The sequence below is a fragment of the Pseudorhodoplanes sp. genome, from assembly GCF_059499825.1.
Genome location: NZ_JCABZI010000009.1, coordinates 97,490 through 115,746, shown reverse-complemented (window position 1 = coordinate 115,746; position 18,257 = coordinate 97,490). Strand labels below are relative to the sequence as shown.

Sequence of the window (18,257 nt, the reverse complement as noted above, 5' to 3'; positions counted from 1 at the left end):
CTTTTGCCTTCTCGCGTGACAATCTCCGCTTACGCCGCTTCGCGCAGCGAGTCCTTGTGGAGATCGAACCGGTCCGCGTTCATGACCTTGTTCCACGCCTTGACGAAGTCCTTCACGAACTTCTCCTTCGAGTCCGCGCACGCATAGACTTCCGCGAAGGCGCGGAGCTGCGAATGCGAACCGAAGATCAGGTCGACGCTCGTTGCCGTCCACTTCGGCGCCTTGGTCTTGCGGTCGTGTCCCTGGTAGATGCCTTCGGCGTTCGGGGCTTCCCACTCTGTGCTCATATCGAGCAGGTTGACGAAGAAGTCGTTGGTCAGCTTGCCCGGTTGCTTGGTCAGGACGCCATTTTTGGAATCGCCGGCATTCGCACCGAGCACCCGCAGGCCACCAACCAGCACGGTCATCTCCGGCCCGGTCAGTGTCAGCAATTGGGCCCGGTCCACCAGCGCTTCCACCGGCGACAGGAACTGCATCTTCTTGTCGTTGATGTAGTTGCGGAAGCCGTCCGCACGGGGCTCGAGCGGCGCGAAGGATTCGACGTCGGTCTGATCCTGCGACGCATCCATGCGACCCGGCTTGAACGGCACCTTCACATCGACGCCCGCATCCTTCGCGGCCTTTTCCACGGCCGCGTTGCCTGCGAGCACGATCATGTCGGCGAGCGATACCTTCTTGCCGAAGCCCTTCTGGATCTCCTCGAGCTTCGCCAGCACCGTCTTCAACTGAGCGGGTTGATTGACCTCCCAGTCCTTCTGCGGAGCGAGACGAATACGGGCACCGTTGGCACCGCCGCGCTTGTCGGAGCGGCGGAACGTCGAGGCCGATGCCCAGGCCGTCGAAACCAGTTGCGGCACCGTCAGACCGGAGGCGAGAATCTTCGCCTTCAGCGCATCGGCATCCGTGTCGCTGATCAGCGGATGATCGACCTCAGGGATCGGATCCTGCCAGATCAGCACTTCCTTCGGCACCAGCTTGCCGACATAGCGGGCGCGCGGGCCCATGTCGCGATGGGTCAGCTTGAACCAGGCGCGGGCGAAGGCGTCCGCGAACTGGTCCGGGTTCTCATAGAAGCGCCGCGAGATCTTCTCGTAGGCCGGGTCGAAGCGCAGCGACAGGTCGGTCGTGAGCATGGTCGGCCGGTGCTTCTTCGACGGATCGAACGCATCCGGCACGTCGGCGACGGCGTTCTTGGCCACCCATTGCTTGGCGCCGGCCGGGCTCTTTGTCAGCTCCCATTCGTTCTCGAACAGGTTCTTGAAGAACAGGTTCGACCACTGCGTCGGCTTCTGCGTCCAGGTGACTTCCGGACCGCCGGTAATCGCATGAGCGCCGATACCGCTCTCATACGTGCTCTTCCAGCCAAGCCCCTGATCCTCGAGCGCGCCGGCTTCCGGATCGGGTCCGACCAGCGAGGGATCGCCCGCACCATGGGTCTTGCCGAAGGTATGACCGCCGGCAATCAGCGCGACGGTTTCCTCGTCGTTCATCGCCATGCGGTAGAAGGTTTCGCGGATGTCCTTCGCCGCCGCGATCGGGTCCGGGTTGCCGTTCGGACCTTCCGGATTCACGTAGATCAGCCCCATCTGCACCGCGCCCAGCGCGTCGTGCAGCTGACGCTCGCCGCTATAGCGTTCGTCGCCGAGCCAGGTGCCTTCCGGGCCCCAATACAGTTCTTCAGGCTCCCATACGTCGGCGCGCCCACCGGCAAAACCGAACGTCTTGAAGCCCATCGATTCCAGCGCGGCGTTTCCGGCCAGCACCATGAGGTCGGCCCAGGACAGCTTGCGGCCGTATTTCTGCTTGATCGGCCACAGCAGGCGGCGGGCCTTGTCGAGGTTGGCGTTATCCGGCCAGGAGTTGAGCGGCGCGAAGCGCTGCTGTCCGGCGCCGGCGCCGCCGCGGCCATCGGTGATGCGGTAGGTGCCGGCCGAGTGCCACGCCATGCGAACCATCAGGCCGCCGTAATGGCCGAAATCAGCCGGCCACCACTCTTGCGAGTCGGTCATCAGGGCCTTCAGGTCCTTCATCACCGCATCGAGGTCGAGCGTCTTGAATTCTTCCGCATAGTCGAAGTCCTTGCCCATCGGGTCGGACAGCGCGGAATTCTTGTGCAGCATTTCGATGTCGAGCGCGTCCGGCCACCAGTCGCGGTTCCTGTGTCCACGCGAGCCGCCGGTGAACGGGCATTTGCCCGCGCCTTTATCGTCCGTTTTTGCGTCCATGTTCTTGCACTCCTCATCGTCGAAAATTTTGGCTGCCGGGCCGGACCATGCTCCCTAGTTTTTATAAGGTCCAATCGTATTGATTAGGATCAACGATAAGATTATCTTATCGGAATGGTCACGCTCCGGCAGCTCCGCTATCTGAACGCGCTTGCCCGCCACCGCCATTTCGGACGCGCGGCGGAGGCTTGCGCCGTCAGCCAGCCGGCTCTGTCGATGCAGATCAAGGATCTCGAGCAGGACCTCGGAGTGGCGCTGGTGGAGCGGCGCACCAACGACGTCTCGATGACCGAGACCGGACTCGAAATCGCCCGGCGGTCGGAGCGGATCCTCAGCGAAGTCTCGGACCTGGAGGATTTCGCGCGCCATCGCGGCGCGGTGCTGTCCGGCACGCTGAAATTCGGTGTCATTCCCTCAGTCGCGCCGTATGTGCTGCCGCATCTCTTGCCGGTGCTGCAGGCGACGCATCCGGACCTTGAACTGGAATTGCGCGAAACGCAGACGCGATTTCTGGTCGAGGAGTTGATCCGCGGCGCGCTCGACGTGGTGATGATCGCGCTCCCCGCGCCGCATGCGGAGATCGAGACGCTTCCACTGTTTGACGATGCGTTCCTGCTCGCAGCCCCGGCCGGTGACGACCTGCCGAACCGCGCCCGCATCACGGCCGACGATATCGATCCGAGCCGCCTGATCCTGCTCGAGGAGGGCCATTGCCTGCGCGATCAGGCGCTTGCCTTCTGCAACGAGGCCACCGGCGGCACGCTGCGCGAGCTTGGCGCGACCAGCCTCACCACCGTGATGCAGATGGTGGCGAACGGTTACGGCGTGACGCTGATCCCGGAGATCGCGGTTCCGGTCGAGGTGCGCGACGGACGCGTCAAGCTGTTGCGTTTCGCCAAGCCCGAGCCGTTCCGCACCGTAGGCTTGGCCTGGCGCAAGACCTCGTCGCGCGCGCGCGACTTCAACGCATTGGGAAAGATTGTAACGGAGGTTGTGGGTTAGCGGCCCGCGCCCGCGCCCGCCATTCGTTCAGCAGCGATGCGAGCGACCAAGCGTCCATGCCATAGGTATCGGGCAGGGCGCCGCTATGCCCGATCACATTCTGGTTGATGGTGGCGACAGCACCGCTGTCGATCGTCTCATTGTTGAACACGACGATGAGCGCGCCGACATCGGCAACCGAAAACTCGCCAGTGTCACGCCAAAGGAAACGGCTGCGCTTCATTCCCTGAAGGACTTCGAAGCCGTCGGCGTCGATCTGCAATGTCGATCCGCGGATGATCGGGAGCAACAAAAACGGGATGCCCACCCCGCATCCGATCGCACCCAGCCACATGAAGAAGCGTTCCAGGCCGCTGAAGTCCCAGTAGAGCGCCATCCATAACAGGCAACCGCCGAACAAGATGGTGGCAAGCAGGGTGAATATCTGCTTGCGGCGCGGCGTCCTGAGTTTGGCCGGTCCCGGAAACCGACTCGATATCGTCGCAGGTGCGATGAACCGACCCTCGATCACTTCCGGCCACAATTCGTGAACCGCCATCCCCACGACGAATCCAAAAAAAGCGACGACGAGCCATCCGCCTGAATCGCGCGTCACGGCAATGAAAAGCCCCGCCAGCACGAATGCGATTCCGATCGCGAGGGCGCCATACCATTTGAGGCGATACCAGTCGGGCATGTCCGGGGCTCGGAGCGGAAATGATGCTACGGCCGATGTTAGACGCAACAACCCGCAACGAAAAAGGGCGACCCACCGGGCCGCCCTTCAATTTCTCCGTGAACAGCAGCCTTGCGGATGCTATTCGGCGCCGCCGGCGGCTGCTTCCGGCTCCTTCTCGCGCTCGGCCTTCTGCTTGGCCTCGAGGTCCTCGCCAGTCTCCTGATCGACGACCTTCATCGACAGCCGCGTCTTGCCGCGATCGTCGAAGCCGAGCAGCTTGACCTTTACCTTGTCGCCTTCCTTGACGACGTCGGAGGTCTTCTGCACGCGGCCCTGCGCGAGCTGGCTGATATGGACGAGGCCGTCCTTGGAACCGAAGAAGTTCACGAACGCGCCGAAATCCATCACCTTCACGATGGTGCCGTCATAGATCTGGCCAACTTCCGGATCGGACGCGATCGACTTGATCCACTTGATCGCAGCGCGGATCTGCTCGCCGTTGGCGGAGGCGACCTTGACGGTGCCGTCGTCCTCGACGTTGATCTTGGCGCCGGTCTTTTCGACGATCTCGCGGATCACCTTGCCGCCGGTGCCGATCACTTCGCGGATCTTGTCCACCGGAATCTTCAGGGTCTCGATGCGCGGAGCGTGTTCGCCGAGTTCGGCGCGCGCTGCGGTCAGGGCCTTGGCCATCTCACCGAGGATGTGGACGCGACCGTCCTTGGCCTGGGCAAGCGCGGTCTTCATGATCTGCTCGGTGATGCCAGCGATCTTGATGTCCATCTGCAGCGAGGTGATACCGGCTTCGGTGCCGGCGACCTTGAAGTCCATGTCGCCGAGATGATCCTCGTCGCCGAGAATGTCCGAGAGAACGGCGTATTTTTCGCCCTCGAGGATTAGGCCCATGGCGATGCCCGCGGTCGGCCGCTTCAGCGGCACGCCCGCATCCATCAGCGCGAGCGACGAACCGCACACCGTCGCCATCGACGACGAGCCGTTCGATTCGGTCACTTCCGAGACGACGCGGATGGTGTAGGGGAAGTCGTGCTTGGCCGGCAGAACCGGATGGATCGCACGCCAGGCCAGCTTGCCGTGGCCGATCTCGCGACGCTTGGTGCCGCCGAGACGGCCGGTCTCGCCGACCGAATAGGGCGGGAAGTTATAGTGCAGCAGGAAGTGTTCCTTGTAGGTGCCCTGCAGCGCGTCGATCCACTGCTCGTCCTCGCCGGTGCCGAGCGTGGTGACCACCAGCGCCTGGGTTTCGCCGCGGGTGAACAGCGCCGAACCGTGGGTGCGCGGAAGCACGCCGACTTCGCAGACGATCGGACGAACGGTGCTCAGGTCACGTCCATCGATGCGCTTGGAGGTGTCGAGAATGTTCCAGCGAACGATCTTGGCTTCCAGTTCCTTGAACACGCCGGCAATACGCTGCTTGTCGTATTTCGGCTCCGCGCCTTCCGGAAAGAAATGCGCCAGCATCTTTTCCTTCACCGCGCCGACGGCGGCATAGCGATCCTGCTTCTTGGAGATCGAATAAGCCGACCGCAGGTCCTTCTCGAACAGCCCGAGCATTTCCTTTTCGATCTCGGAATTGTCGATGACCTTCAGCTCGCGCGGTTCCTTGGCGGCCTTCTCGGCAAGCTGGATGATCGCCTGGATCACCGGCTGGAAATGCCGATGGCCGAACATCACGGCGCCGAGCATCACATCTTCCGACAATTCCTTGGCTTCGGATTCGACCATCAGCACCGCATCGGCAGTGCCGGCGACCACGAGATCGAGGTCGGTGTCGGTCATCTCGTCGACCAGCGGATTCAAGACATATTCGCCGTTGATGAAGCCGACCCGGGCGGCGCCGATCGGGCCCATGAACGGCACGCCGGACAGTGTCAGCGCGGCAGACGTGGCGACCAGCGCGAGGATGTCGGGATCGTTCTCCATGTCATGGGAGAGCGTGGTGACGATCACTTGCGTCTCATTGCGCCAGCCGTCGGCGAACAGCGGACGGATCGGACGATCGATCAGGCGCGAGACCAGCGTTTCCTTTTCGGTCGGACGGCCTTCACGCTTGAAATAGCCGCCGGGAATGCGGCCGGCGGCGTAATACTTTTCCTGGTAATCGACGGTCAGCGGCAGGAAGTCCACGCCTTCGCGCGGCGACTTGGCCGCGACCACGGTCGCGAGCACGGTGGTTTCGCCATAGGTGGCGACGACGGCGCCATCGGCCTGGCGCGCGACCTTGCCGGTCTCGAGGGTGAGCTTGCGCCCGCCCCAGTCGAGTTCAACGGTATGCTTTTCGAACATTTTGCTTTTCTCTCATCGGTTCGGACTGAGGGAAAAAGCCATGTGCAAGACGGCGAGATATTGCCGGCGCGATGTGAGACGCGCTCAAGCGGCAATATCCGGCGATCCTGCCATGGCTCATCCCTCCGGGATGCGAGCGGGCCAATCCGTATTGTCACCGCTCGGGGTCCGGCAGATTTCGCTACCGGTCGTACAAGAACGCGATGCTTCGCGTTCGCTCAAGATTGAGCGGACGCCACAATGCGTCCGCGACAGTTGAGCACGATGTCGTCCGAAAACCGCATCACGCTTTTCGGCACCGCGCTCCTTGGAGCATGACCTTGTCCGAAACCGTTTCGCGCTTTCGGGGTCATGCCTTTTCCGCACAATGGATGCGGCAGCAATCAGCGGCGGATATTGAGCCGCTCGATCAGTTCCTTGTAGCGCGCCTCGTCCTTGCGCTTGACGTAGTCGAGCAATTGGCGGCGCAGCGACACGAGCTTGAGCAGCCCGCGGCGGGAGTGGTTGTCCTTGGTATGGGTCTTGAAGTGGTTGGTCAGGTTGTTGATCCGCTCGGACAGGATCGCGACCTGGACCTCCGGCGAACCGGTGTCGCCGGACTTGCGTGCAAACGTCTTGATGACTTCGGCCTTGCGGCCGGCTTCGATCGACATCGTCAGGTGCCTTTGTCTTTGCCGGCGCTGCCAGTCAGGCCGGCGAGGTTGAACACGCGCTTGGGAACGATCTGGCCCTGACCGGTCTCGGCAAGGGCGATCAGATCGCCCGCAACCGTGACGTAGACCAGGCCCTCAAGGATGGGAGCGTCCCGTCCGCGCAGGATGACGGCCTGGCCTCTCTGGAGCCTTGCCGCATCGGACCTGCTAACGGCCAGCGCCGGGATGTCGTCCAGCGCGGTCTCAACAGGCCATAACGCGTCGGCGAGGCTTGCCTCGCCGGCGGCGGCTCTATCGCACAAAGCCTGCAGTTGTTCCAGCGAAATCATTTCGCCCTCGCCAAAGGGGCCGACCGAGGTCCGCCGGAGCGCCGACACATGGCCCTTGCAGCCGAGGAGGCGGCCGAAATCCCGTGCCAGCGCCCTTACATAGGTACCTTTGCCGCAATCGGTCTCGAATACCGAATGGTCCGGGTCGGGGCTCTCCACCAGTTCCAGCCGGTCGATTTCGACCTCGCGGGGCTGCATCTCCACCACTTCGCCGTCGCGGGCGATGTCATAGGCGCGCTCGCCGTCGATCTTGATGGCGGAGAAGCGGGGCGGGGTCTGCTGGATGACGCCCAGAAAGGAGGGAAGGATCGCCTGGATCTGCTCGGCGGTCGGCCGGGCATCGCTCACTTCGACCACGCGGCCTTCCGAATCGTCGGTATCGCGCTCCTCGCCCCATCGCACGGTGAAGCGGTAGGTCTTGGTCGAATCCATGATGAACGGCACGGTCTTGGTGGCCTCGCCCAGCGCGATCGGCAGGCAGCCTGTCGCCAGCGGATCAAGTGTGCCGGCGTGGCCCCCGCGTCTGGCCGTGAACAGGCGGCGGATCACGGCGACCGCGTGCGTCGAGGTCATGCCGATCGGCTTGTCGAGCACCACCCAGCCGTGCACGTCGCGCTTGTCGCGGCGGTGCTGCTGCTTGCGTTTGTCCTTCGGTCTTGCACCGACGTCAGCACCTTGTTCCGACGGCCCCATCCCCCCTTGCGGGGGAGGGTTGGGGAGGGGGGTGGATTCCGAATTCGACAATGAAGAATACCCCCCTCCCGACGCGCTTCGCGCGTCGACCTCCCCCGCAAGGGGGGAGGTGACCGAATCTGTGGCGCGATTTGAATTACTCATCGTCGCTCTCCAGATCGCGCCGTACCTGCGGTGTTCGCAAAAGCTTCTCGATCCGTTCCGCTTCGTCGAATCGTTCGTCGGCGCGGAATCGAATGTCAGGTGCGAATTTCAGGTTAACGCGATGCGCGATCTCGCCACGCAGGAAGCGCTTGTTGTCGTTCAGCGCCTTGATGACTTCGGTCACGTCCTTGCCGCCGAGCGGCATCACGTAGATGGTCGCGAGCTTGAGGTCCGCAGTCATGCGCACTTCGGGGACCGTGATCATGTGTCCTTCGATGACAGGGTCATGAACCTCTCCGCGCGACAGCATCTCGGCTACCGCATGGCGGATCAGTTCGCCGACCCGGAGCTGGCGTTGCGAGGCGACCGCGGGGCCTGACTCGCGTTTCGGTTTTTTGTTTCGCATCAAAAATCTCGAACGTGGTCATGCCCGGGCTTGACCCGGGCATCCATCCATCTTCCTGAAAATGCTTCTTTGCAGATGGATCGCCGGGCCTTCAGAGCGAAGACGCGCTTCGCGCTTTTGCCCGGCGATGACAGATTGATACCGAAGCCGTGAGACTTGGACTCACAGGCTGCGCTGGATCTGCTCCACCCGGTAACACTCGATCACGTCGCCTGCGCGCATGTCCTGGTAGTTTTCGAACGCCATGCCGCATTCCTGGCCGGCCTTCACTTCCTTGGCGTCTTCCTTGAAGCGCTTGAGTTGCGACAGCTTGCCTTCGTGAACCACGACGTTGTCGCGGATCAGCCGGACATCGGCGCCGCGCTCCACGGTGCCGTCGGTGACGATGCAGCCGGCGACCTTGCCGACCTTCGACACGTTGAACACTTCCTGGATGCGGGCATTGCCCAGCATGGTCTCGCGTCGTTCCGGCGTGAGCAGGCCGGACATCGCCGCCTTCACGTCATCCACGAGATTGTAGATGATGTTGTAATAGCGGATCTCGATGCCGTCGCGCTCGGCGGCTTCGCGTGCTTCCTTGTGGGCGCGCACGTTGAAGCCGATCACCGCGGCGCCGATCGATTCCGCCAGCGTGATATCGGATTCGGTGATGCCGCCGACGCCCGACAGCACCACCCGCGCGCCGACTTCGTCGGTGCCGAGCTTGTCGAGCGCGCCGATGATCGCTTCCATCGAGCCCTGCACGTCGGCCTTGATCACCAGCGGGAATTCCTTGCGGCCCGCGGTCTTGACCTGCGCCATCATCTCTTCGAGCGAGCCGCGCATGCCGGTCTGGCGGGCGGCCTGCTTGTCGCGCTTCTGGCGCTCGCGATAGGACGTGACCTCGCGGGCGCGGGCCTCGTTCTCGACCACGGCGAGACGGTCGCCGGCAGCCGGCGTGCCGTTGAAGCCCAGAATCTCGACCGGCACCGAAGGACCTGCCTCCTGCACGGTGTCGCCCTTGTCGCTGACCAGCGCACGGACGCGGCCCCATTCGGCGCCGGCAACGATAATGTCGCCGATATGCAGCGAGCCGCGCTGGATCAGCACGGTCGCGACCGGTCCGCGGCCGCGATCGAGCTTGGCTTCGATCACGGTGCCTTCCGCCGCGCGCGACGGATTGGCCTTCAGATCCAGAAGCTCGGCCTGCAGGCCGATGGTCTCGAGCAGCTTGTCGAGATTCATCTTCTTCAGCGCGGAGACCTCGACGTCGAGCACGTCGCCGCCCATCGATTCCACCTGCACCTCGTGCTGGAGCAGTTCGGTGCGCACGCGCTCCGGCTTGGCGTCCGGCTTGTCGATCTTGTTGATGGCGACGATCATCGGCACCTTGGCCGCCTTGGCGTGCTGGATCGCCTCGATCGTCTGCGGCATCACGCCGTCATCGGCCGCAACCACCAGCACCACGATGTCGGTGACCTTGGCGCCGCGCGCGCGCATCGCGGTGAAGGCCGCGTGGCCTGGCGTGTCGATGAACGTGATCTTGCCGTGATTGGGCTCCTCAACCTGATAGGCGCCGATATGCTGGGTGATGCCGCCGGCTTCGCCCGACACAACATTCGCGGAGCGGATGGCGTCGAGCAGCGAAGTCTTGCCGTGGTCGACATGGCCCATGATGGTGACGACCGGCGCGCGCGAAACCATCGCCTCGGGATCGTCGGCTACGTCGAACAGGCCTTCTTCCACGTCGGATTCGGCGACCCGCTTCACCGTATGCCCGAGTTCTTCGGCGATCAGCTGCGCGGTATCGGCATCGATCACGTCGGTGATCTTGGCCATGTGGCCCTGCTTCATCAGCATCCGGATCACGTCGACGCCACGCTCGGCCATGCGGTTGGCGAGTTCCTGGATGGTGATGGTCTCCGGAATCACCACTTCGCGGATCAGCTTTTCCTTTGGCTCGTCGGCGTGATGGCCTTTCAGGCGCTGGGTGCGGCGGCGGAAGGACGCCACCGAGCGCTCGCGCACCTCGTCGGCGCTGCCGGCATTCACGACCGTCAGCCGCGTGCGCTGTTTCGGCGCCGCCGTACGTGTCGGCTTGACCGGCGCCGCGGGGCGGGCCGGTGCGGTGCTGCCGGGACGGCGCCCGCGTGGTGCCGACGATGATTCTTCCTCTTCGGCCTCGATTACAGGCTTGCGGTCGACGCCCAGCCGTGCGCCGCCAGGGGCGGCGGTGGTCGTCGCGGCCGCGCCGTCGCCAAAACGCTTCTTGGCTTCCTGCTCGGCCTTGCGCTTGGCTTCTTCCTCTTTGCGGTGACGCTCTTCTTCCTCGCGCTTGCGGGCCTCGGCGGCCTCGCGCTCGGCCTGTTCGATGCCTTCGCGGGACTGGCGGCGGCGCGCCTCTTCCTCGGCGATCTTGCGTTCTTCGGCTTCGCGCACGCGCGCGTCGGCCAGCGCATGGGCGCGGGCATTGCGCTCATCGTCGGTCAGCGTGCGCAGCACGACGCCGGATTTCGACGGCGCGGGAGCGGCGGGAGCCGGGGTCCTGGCGGGGGGCGGAGCCGCGCGCTTCGGCGCCACGGGCTCGGCGACGGGCTCCGGCTTGGTATCGCCGGCGCCACCGATCACACGGCGCTTCACCTTTTCGACCACGACCTGCTTGGTGCGGCCATGGCTGAAGCTCTGGCGGACCACGCCCGTTTCGGTGCGCGGCTTCAGCGTCAGCGTCTTGCCGCCGCCAACCTTCTTTTCGCCAGGTGTCTTCGTGTCGCTCATTCGTATTCCGTTCCCGAATTCGTTATTTTGGGTTCCTTGACCAACGCGCGCTTTGGCCCCGGCATTTCCATTTCGCCGGTGCGAAAGCGCATCATGCGCTGACAACGCGTGAGGAAGCCCTGGCTTGCTGGGCCGGCAAGCAGGGCAGCATGTATCACATTTGACCGCCCTAATGCCAAATCCAATTGCGCGCCCGAAAATGCGCGGATGACCGGTATTTCGGGCGCTCCGTGTTCTTCGTTGCGGCGCAGGAGCGCTTTCAGCTTGCGCAGGCCGTCCTCGGACCCGTCCGACGCATGCAGGAGCGCCGCCGGATTGTCCCGGGTCAGTGCGGCCTCGACCTTCGAGAAGCCGGTGACCACGTCGCGGGCCTTGCCCGCAATCGACAGGGAATCGAGCGCCGCGCGCTCCAGCAGGTGGTCGGTGACAGCGCCGAGATCGGCGCCGCCGCGAAGCTCCCGCTTGAAGCCCTTGGCGAACAGCTTGCGGCGTACCGCAAGATCCACCGCGGCCCGGGTTGCCGTGACCCACAGGCCCCGGCCCGGGAGATTTCGCTTCACGTCCGGCACCACCTCTCCGGTGGGGTCGACCACGAAGCGGATCAGATCCTCGACCGGCTTGACCGCGCGCTCGACCACGCAAAGACGCTCCGCCGCAACCCCCTTGTGGGGGCCGCTGTCGAGCGCCGTATCGTCGTCGAGTGCTGCGAGCATGTCCGGTGTGTCACCTCACGCGCCCGCGGCTTCGGGCTCGGCCGCTTCGTCGGCGGCCTCTTCCTTGGCCAGATCCGCCTCGGTGACCCAGCCAGCCTTCAGGCGGGCCTGCATGATGATCGACTCGTTTTCGTCGCGGGTCGTTTCGAAGCCATCGAGAATGCCGGGCTCGCGCTTGGTTTCGCCGTCCTTGCGCTCGGTCCATCCGGACAGATCGTCGGTGGCGCAGCCGGCGAGGTCCTCGACGGTCTTGATCCCGTTCTCGCCGAAGGCCACCAGCATCTGGGTGGTGACGCCCGGCACGTCCTTCAGGGCATCCTCGACGCCGAGCTCCTTGCGCTTCTCGTCGTATTCGCTCTCGATCCGATTGAGATAGTCCTTGGCGCGGCTCTGCAATTCCTCGGCGGTTTCCTCGTCGAAGCCTTCGATGCCGGCAATTTCGCGCACATCGACCAGCGCCAGTTCCTCAACGGTGGTGAAGCCTTCCGACGCGAGCAACTGACCCACCACCTCGTCGACATCGAGCGCCTCGATGAAGATCTTGGTGCGGTTCTGGAACTCGGCCTGACGGCGCTCGGATTCTTCCTGCTCGGTGAGGATATCGATATCCCAGCCGGTCAGCTGCGAGGCGAGACGCACATTCTGGCCGCGGCGTCCGATCGCAAGCGACAATTGCGCATCCGGCACCACCACCTCGATGCGCTCCTTGTCTTCGTCGAGCACAACCTTGGCGACTTCGGCGGGAGCGAGCGCATTCACCACGAAGGTCGCGATGTCCTGTGACCACGGAATGATGTCGATCTTCTCGCCCTGCAATTCGTTCACGACCGCCTGCACGCGCGACCCGCGCATGCCGACGCAGGCGCCAACCGGATCGACCGAGGAATCGCGCGAAATCACGGCGATCTTGGCGCGCGAGCCGGGATCGCGGGCCACCGCCTTCACCTCGACGATGCCGTCATAGATTTCCGGGACTTCCTGCGCGAACAGCTTGGCCATGAACTGGGGGTGCGTACGCGAGAGAAAAATCTGCGGGCCGCGCGGCTCACGCCGCACGTCGTAGATATAGGCGCGGACGCGGTCGCCGTTGCGGAACACTTCGCGCGGCAGCATCTCGTCGCGCCGCACGATCGCTTCGCCGCGACCGAGATCGACAACCACGTTGCCGTATTCCACACGCTTGACCACGCCGTTGACGATGTCGCCGATGCGATCCTTGTATTCCTGATATTGCCGGTCGCGCTCGGCCTCGCGCACCTTCTGCACGATCACCTGCTTGGCACTCTGTGCGGCGATGCGGCCATATTCCAGCGGCGGCAGCGCGTCGGCGATGGTATCGCCGACCTGTGCCGAGGGGTTCAGACGGCGCGCGTCCTCGACGCTGATCTGGTTCGACGGATTTTCAACCGCCTCGACCACCAGCATGTGACGTGACAGGCGCAGCTCGCCCTTTTTCTGGTCGATCTCGGCGCGGACCTCGGTCTCGCTGCCGTAGCGCGAGCGCGCCGCGCGGGCGATCGCATCCTCCATCGCGGCGATGACAATGCCGCGGTCGATCGATTTCTCGCGTGCCACCGCATCGGCGATCTGCAGCAATTCGAGTTTGTTGGCGCTAACCGCGGCCATGATCACTCTCCTTCGTCATAACCACCGGACCGTGCCTGTTTGGCGCGGTCCAATTGAGCCTGCTTCGGACGGGGAATCGTCCGGTCCGGTTTCTGCTTCGCCCGATCGGGCGAGGCCTTCGATTTGGCTTTCGGCTTCGGCGCGTAGTCGCGCTTTGGTGTGGCTTCCGGCTCGGCCTCGCCGCGCGCTTCGCGCTCTGCAGCCTTGCCCTTGCGCAGCGCCTCCGCAATCAACTCGTCGGTCAGGACGAGCTTGGCTTCGGCCATGTCCTCGATCGGCAGCAAAAACTCGGTCTTGTCGGCGGTCTTGGCGGCCTTGGCATCCTCGAGCCGGATGCGGGCGGCATCGCCCTCGACACCGAGCAGGATGCCGCGAAAGCGTTTGCGGCCGTCGGCCGGGACGTTCATCTCGATCTTTGCGAGATGCCCGGCATGCTTTTCGAAATCGGAGCGCCGCACCAGCGGGCGGTCGATCCCCGGCGAGGAAATCTCCAGCCGGTAGGCGCGATCGACCGGGTCGGCGACATCGAGGACCGGCGACAGCGCGTAAGAAATCTCTTCGCAATCCTCGATGGTCAGGCTGCCATCCGGACGTTCCGCCATGACCTGGACCGTACAGCCCTCGGCCGCCAGGATCCGCACGCGGACCAGGCGATAACCCATGCCTTCGATCACCGGCTCCGCGATCGCGGCGACGCGCGCAGCAAGGCCGGGCTCCGCGATCAGGCGCGGTTCGGCTTCGATCTTGGCATCGGGCAACAGGCTCATGGACGCTGTTTCTAAATCCGCGAAATTCACTTTTGCCCGGGAGTTTCCCGGAGACGCGCCATGCGCGGCTTCCGGCCGTTCAGGTAATAAAAAAGAGCGGGTCCCGGGCGGGGCCCACTCTCAAAAACCGACCCAATCGGATCGTTATGAGGTGTCTTAAGACAGCGGCAATATAGCCGTTTTCCGTCTTTTCGCAAGGGAGAAAGCCGCGGAACCGGCTAACCCTTCGTTCAGACTCAGCCGGTAAATTTTTATCGCTCCCTCTGGATTCGGGGATTTTACCCATTCGATGGCTCCTGGCTCCTCGCTGATTCCCGAACTGGAAAGCGTCGTACGACACGGTTCGGACGAGCGGCGGACGGACGCGTTGCGGCGGATCACCGCGCTGTTTCTGCACGGCTCCAACAGATTTTCCGAAGATCACGTCCGTCTGTTCGACGATGTCTTCGTGATGCTGATCAACGAGATCGAGAGCAAGGCTCGCTCCGAATTGTCGCGTCAACTCGCTCCGGTCGCCAATGCGCCGCTCGCGGTGGTGCGGCGGCTGGCGAAGGATGAGGACATCATGGTGGCTGGCCCCATGCTGGCGCAGTCACCACGGCTCGGCACCGCTGATCTGGTGGAAATCGCCAATTCGATGAGCCCCGAACATCTCTATGCGATTTCGAGCCGGGCCGAGATCGATGAGCCGGTGACCGACATTCTGGTTCGGCGGGGCGACTTTACCGTGAAGCGCAAGCTCGCCAATAATGCCGGCGCGAAGATTTCGGAAACCGGCTTTGCCACGCTCGTGCGGAGCGCCGACCAGGACGGTGTGCTCGCCGAGGCGGTCGCGCTCCGGGGCGATGTGCCCGACCACATGTTTCGCGAATTGCTGTCGCGTGCGACCGATGTGGTGCAGCGCCGGCTCCTGTCGAAGGCCCGTCCGGAGACGCAGGCTGAGATCCGCCGGGTGCTGGCCAGGGTATCCGGCGAGGTATTCGCGCCAAAGCCGGTGCGCGACTTTTCCGAAGCCCAGACGCGGATGCGCGCGCTTGCCGAAGCCGGACAGCTTGGCGAGGCCGAGCTCATGGAATTTGCGAGCAAGCAGTCCTACGACGACGCCGTCGCCGCGCTGGCGCAGCTCACCGGGGTGCCGATCGACGTGGTCGACCGGTTGATGAACGGAGAGCGCCCCGACCCGATCCTGATCCTGTGCAAGTCGGCCGGATATTCGTGGCCAACCGCGCGCGAAATTCTGCTGGCGCGCCTCGGCAGTCGCGGCAAGAGCGCGCCGTCCATCGATGCGGCCAGCGCCAATTTCGACCGCCTGTCGACATCGACCGCGAAGCGGGTGGTGCGGTTCTGGCAGGTCACGCCGGACAGTCTGCAGAGCGCGGTCTGAGCGTCGATCCGCGAAAGCGTCATTTCCTCTGGAACGTTAGATAGCAGGGCGTGCGGCCCTCGCGCTTCGCCTTGTTCTCGTAGCGCGTGCTCTGGAATTCCGGCCACGGTTTGCGCCAGTCATCGGCGCGCTCCGCGGTCCATGCGAAGTCAGGCGCGCGCAGCAGCCGGATCAGTGTCCAGGCTGTGTAGTCCTCGATATCGCTCGCGAAGCGGAATTCGCCGCCCGGCCGCAGTACGCGCGCGATCTCGGCGATGGTGCGCTCCTGTACGAAGCGCCGCTTCCAGTGCCGGCGCTTTGGCCAGGGGTCGGGATAGAGCAGGTAGACCTTGGCGAGCGAGGCATCCGGCAGCCAGGCGAGCAGGTCGACGGCGTCGCCGTGATGCAGGCGGATATTCGTCAGGCCCTTGGCATCGATGGCAGCGAGCGCTTTCGCCATGCCATTGATGAAGGGCTCGACCCCGATGAAGCCGCAATCCGGATTGGCCGCGGCTTGCGCGATCAGATGCTCGGCGCCGCCGAAGCCGATCTCGAGGCGGACCTCGCGGGGCTGGTCCGGGAACAATGCGGCGAGCGACGCCGGCGCCGAAGAATGCAGATCAACGCAGACGGTCGGCAGCAATGTGTCGAATAAACGCGTCTGTCCGGTCCTCAGGGGCCGGCCCTTGCGGCGTCCGAAGAAGGCGCCGGGATGGTCGGGGCCGGGGGGTGCTGAGGTGTCGGAATGCATAACGGCCGCATCCATGATGCGGCCGTTCGCAAAAGACAAGCCTGCCGAATGGCTTACCGGGCCGCCTTGCGGATCTGATCGGCCAGATCGGTCTTCTCCCAGGAGAAGCCGCCGTCCTTGTCCGGCGCGCGGCCGAAATGGCCATAGGCCGCGGTGCGCCGGTAGATCGGCCGGTTCAGCTTGAGGGTGCGGCGGATATTGGTCGGGCGAAGCGGGAACAGCTCGGCGAGAATCTTCTCCAGCTTGCCGTCATCGACCTTGCCGGTGCCATGGGTGTCGACCAGAAGCGACATCGGATCGGCGACGCCGATCGCGTAGGCAACCTGGATGGTGCACTTGTCAGCGAGGCCCGCGGCCACGACGTTCTTCGCCAGATAGCGCGCCGCATAGGCGGCCGAGCGGTCGACCTTGGTCGGGTCCTTGCCCGAGAACGCGCCGCCGCCATGCGGGGCGTAGCCGCCGTAGGTGTCGACGATGATCTTGCGGCCGGTCAGGCCGCAATCGCCGTCCGGACCGCCGACCACGAAATTCCCGGTCGGGTTGACGAGGAAGTCGGAGTCCTTTTTCGGCATCCAGCCCTTCGGCAGGGCGGAGGCGACGGCATCCCCGATCATGTCCTTGACCATGGACGGCGTATATTTCTTGCCATTCTTGGTGGTCGCATTGTGTTGCGTGGACACCACCACCTTGGTGCAGCCGACCGCCTGGCCGTCTTCATAGCGAACCGTAACCTGGCTCTTCGAATCCGGTTGCAGATCCGGCAGCTTCTTGGAGTGGCGAAGGTCGGCCAACACTTTCAGGATCTTGTGCGAAAAATAGATCGGCGCCGGCATGAACGAGTTCTTCTCGTAGACTTCGCTCTCGGTGCAGGCGAAGCCGAACATCATGCCCTGGTCGCCGGCGCCTTCCTCTTCGCCGCCCTTCTTCTTCTTGGCATCCACGCCCATGGCGATGTCCGGGGACTGACCATGCAGCAGCACTTCGACGTCGGCGCCATGATAGGAGAAGCCGTCCTGATCGTAGCCGATGTCCTTCACGACGCCGCGCGCGATCTCGGTGATCAGCTCACGGTTCACGACTGACTTGCCGCCGTAATTCTTGAAAAACGGGGCCTGCCCGCGTCCTTCGCCGGCAATGACGATCTTGTTTGTGGCGGTCAAAGTCTCGCAGCCAAGGCGGGTATTGACCAGGCTGTCATCAGCGATGCCGAGCTTGACGTCGTTCTCGATAAACGCGTCCAGGATCGCATCGGAAATCTGGTCGGAGACTTTGTCCGGATGCCCCTCGGAGACAGACTCGCTGGTGAAAAGGTGACTTTTGCGCGGCACTGATGGCACTCCCCCCTAGGGACGAAAACGGACCGTTCGTCGGTTGTGGAAAGCTTTTCAATGCAGCCTTGTCAAGGCGCGGTCAAGATGTGGGCTGGATGGGAGCCGGATTGGGCTGGTTGGGCTCACTCCTCGTCGGAGGCAATCTGCTCCACGAGGTCGACGATCCGCCGCCGCAATTTCGGGGTCTTGATCTTCATGAAGGCGCGGGTCAGCGCCAGGCCGTCCGAGGTCGCCAGAAAATCCGAAACATAGGACGGTGAGGGAGACTCGCTAAAACCCGATTCCGGATTCGAGTTATTGGGGGCGCCTTCGAAGAAGAACGAGACCGGTACCTGCAAGATATTGGAGATCTGCTGCAGCCGGCTGGCACCGATACGGTTGGTCCCCTTCTCGTATTTCTGCACCTGCTGAAACGTGAGGCCAAGCGCATCGCCAAGCTTTTCCTGGCTCATGGACAGCATCATACGTCGCATGCGAACGCGAGCCCCAACGTGCTTGTCCGTGGGGTTTGGTGACTTCTTAACCATCGGGTTCTCCG

General features: G+C 63.8%; 15 protein-coding genes. 2 read left to right on the top strand and 13 right to left on the bottom strand.

Annotation, left to right across the window (positions count from 1 at the left end):
• Nucleotides 1–29 precede the first annotated feature (29 nt).
• A complete protein-coding gene (katG, locus tag AC5I5I_RS11980) occupies nt 30–2,225 on the bottom strand; it encodes a catalase/peroxidase HPI (RefSeq protein WP_495973226.1) in 2,196 nt (731 codons plus the stop codon).
• 114 nt (nt 2,226–2,339) lie between these two features.
• On the opposite strand from katG, the gene AC5I5I_RS11975 reads away from it, so the two are divergent.
• Nucleotides 2,340–3,227: a LysR substrate-binding domain-containing protein gene (locus AC5I5I_RS11975; protein ID WP_495973224.1), complete on the top strand. Its 888-nt coding sequence runs from the start codon at nt 2,340–2,342 to the stop codon at nt 3,225–3,227.
• Here the strand turns inward: AC5I5I_RS11975 and AC5I5I_RS11970 are convergent.
• The 9 genes from AC5I5I_RS11970 to rimP form a co-directional block, all read right to left on the bottom strand.
• Complete coding sequence (locus AC5I5I_RS11970) at nt 3,187–3,903, bottom strand: hypothetical protein (protein ID WP_495973222.1); 717 nt, start codon at nt 3,901–3,903, stop codon at nt 3,187–3,189. The two genes, AC5I5I_RS11975 and AC5I5I_RS11970, sit on opposite strands and share 41 nt — an antisense overlap.
• A gap of 120 nt (nt 3,904–4,023) precedes the next feature.
• Nucleotides 4,024–6,189 (bottom strand): polyribonucleotide nucleotidyltransferase, encoded by a 2,166-nt coding sequence (pnp, locus tag AC5I5I_RS11965; protein ID WP_495973220.1) that lies wholly within the window; start codon nt 6,187–6,189, stop codon nt 4,024–4,026.
• Between the two features lie 383 nt (nt 6,190–6,572).
• Nucleotides 6,573–6,842: a 30S ribosomal protein S15 gene (gene rpsO / locus AC5I5I_RS11960; protein WP_495973218.1), complete on the bottom strand. Its 270-nt coding sequence runs from the start codon at nt 6,840–6,842 to the stop codon at nt 6,573–6,575.
• 2 nt (nt 6,843–6,844) lie between these two features.
• A complete protein-coding gene (gene truB, locus AC5I5I_RS11955) occupies nt 6,845–7,864 on the bottom strand; it encodes a tRNA pseudouridine(55) synthase TruB (protein ID WP_495973216.1) in 1,020 nt (339 codons plus the stop codon).
• Nucleotides 7,865–8,000: 136 nt separating this feature from the next.
• Nucleotides 8,001–8,414, bottom strand: a complete 414-nt coding sequence (gene rbfA / locus AC5I5I_RS11950) for a 30S ribosome-binding factor RbfA (protein WP_495973214.1) — start codon at nt 8,412–8,414, stop codon at nt 8,001–8,003.
• Between the two features lie 162 nt (nt 8,415–8,576).
• Nucleotides 8,577–11,168: a translation initiation factor IF-2 gene (gene infB / locus AC5I5I_RS11945; protein ID WP_495973212.1), complete on the bottom strand. Its 2,592-nt coding sequence runs from the start codon at nt 11,166–11,168 to the stop codon at nt 8,577–8,579.
• Nucleotides 11,165–11,881: an RNA-binding protein gene (locus AC5I5I_RS11940; RefSeq protein ID WP_495973210.1), complete on the bottom strand. Its 717-nt coding sequence runs from the start codon at nt 11,879–11,881 to the stop codon at nt 11,165–11,167. Before AC5I5I_RS11940 ends, infB begins: the two co-directional genes overlap by 4 nt.
• 15 nt (nt 11,882–11,896) lie before the next feature.
• Nucleotides 11,897–13,507, bottom strand: a complete 1,611-nt coding sequence (gene nusA / locus AC5I5I_RS11935; protein ID WP_495973208.1) for a transcription termination factor NusA — start codon at nt 13,505–13,507, stop codon at nt 11,897–11,899.
• A gap of 2 nt (nt 13,508–13,509) precedes the next feature.
• The gene (gene rimP / locus AC5I5I_RS11930; RefSeq protein ID WP_495973206.1) at nt 13,510–14,274 is read right to left on the bottom strand and encodes a ribosome maturation factor RimP; all 765 of its coding nucleotides are present in this window, start codon (nt 14,272–14,274) and stop codon (nt 13,510–13,512) included.
• A gap of 289 nt (nt 14,275–14,563) precedes the next feature.
• On the opposite strand from rimP, the gene AC5I5I_RS11925 reads away from it, so the two are divergent.
• Complete coding sequence (locus AC5I5I_RS11925) at nt 14,564–15,658, top strand: DUF2336 domain-containing protein (RefSeq protein WP_495973204.1); 1,095 nt, start codon at nt 14,564–14,566, stop codon at nt 15,656–15,658.
• Nucleotides 15,659–15,677: 19 nt separating this feature from the next.
• Here the strand turns inward: AC5I5I_RS11925 and trmB are convergent, their stop codons facing one another.
• The 3 genes from trmB to AC5I5I_RS11910 all read right to left on the bottom strand — a co-directional run bounded on the left by trmB (nt 15,678) and on the right by AC5I5I_RS11910 (nt 18,246).
• Nucleotides 15,678–16,403 (bottom strand): tRNA (guanosine(46)-N7)-methyltransferase TrmB, encoded by a 726-nt coding sequence (gene trmB, locus AC5I5I_RS11920; protein WP_495973202.1) that lies wholly within the window; start codon nt 16,401–16,403, stop codon nt 15,678–15,680.
• A gap of 38 nt (nt 16,404–16,441) precedes the next feature.
• Nucleotides 16,442–17,716, bottom strand: a complete 1,275-nt coding sequence (gene metK, locus AC5I5I_RS11915) for a methionine adenosyltransferase (RefSeq protein ID WP_495973200.1) — start codon at nt 17,714–17,716, stop codon at nt 16,442–16,444.
• A gap of 125 nt (nt 17,717–17,841) precedes the next feature.
• Nucleotides 17,842–18,246 (bottom strand): helix-turn-helix domain-containing protein, encoded by a 405-nt coding sequence (locus tag AC5I5I_RS11910; protein ID WP_495973198.1) that lies wholly within the window; start codon nt 18,244–18,246, stop codon nt 17,842–17,844.
• Nucleotides 18,247–18,257: the final 11 nt, after the last annotated feature.

Coding starts and splice junctions, on each gene's coding strand:
- AC5I5I_RS11975 (WP_495973224.1), top strand. CDS start 2,340: ATGGTCACGCTCCGGCAGCTCCGCTATCTGAACGCGCTTGCCCGCCAC.
- pnp (WP_495973220.1), bottom strand. CDS start 6,189: ATGTTCGAAAAGCATACCGTTGAACTCGACTGGGGCGGGCGCAAGCTC.
- truB (WP_495973216.1), bottom strand. CDS start 7,864: ATGGGGCCGTCGGAACAAGGTGCTGACGTCGGTGCAAGACCGAAGGAC.
- rpsO (WP_495973218.1), bottom strand. CDS start 6,842: ATGTCGATCGAAGCCGGCCGCAAGGCCGAAGTCATCAAGACGTTTGCA.
- rbfA (WP_495973214.1), bottom strand. CDS start 8,414: ATGCGAAACAAAAAACCGAAACGCGAGTCAGGCCCCGCGGTCGCCTCG.
- AC5I5I_RS11940 (WP_495973210.1), bottom strand. CDS start 11,881: ATGCTCGCAGCACTCGACGACGATACGGCGCTCGACAGCGGCCCCCAC.
- infB (WP_495973212.1), bottom strand. CDS start 11,168: ATGAGCGACACGAAGACACCTGGCGAAAAGAAGGTTGGCGGCGGCAAG.
- katG (WP_495973226.1), bottom strand. CDS start 2,225: ATGGACGCAAAAACGGACGATAAAGGCGCGGGCAAATGCCCGTTCACC.
- AC5I5I_RS11910 (WP_495973198.1), bottom strand. CDS start 18,246: ATGGTTAAGAAGTCACCAAACCCCACGGACAAGCACGTTGGGGCTCGC.
- AC5I5I_RS11970 (WP_495973222.1), bottom strand. CDS start 3,903: ATGCCCGACTGGTATCGCCTCAAATGGTATGGCGCCCTCGCGATCGGA.
- rimP (WP_495973206.1), bottom strand. CDS start 14,274: ATGAGCCTGTTGCCCGATGCCAAGATCGAAGCCGAACCGCGCCTGATC.
- AC5I5I_RS11925 (WP_495973204.1), top strand. CDS start 14,564: ATGGCTCCTGGCTCCTCGCTGATTCCCGAACTGGAAAGCGTCGTACGA.
- nusA (WP_495973208.1), bottom strand. CDS start 13,507: ATGGCCGCGGTTAGCGCCAACAAACTCGAATTGCTGCAGATCGCCGAT.
- trmB (WP_495973202.1), bottom strand. CDS start 16,403: ATGGATGCGGCCGTTATGCATTCCGACACCTCAGCACCCCCCGGCCCC.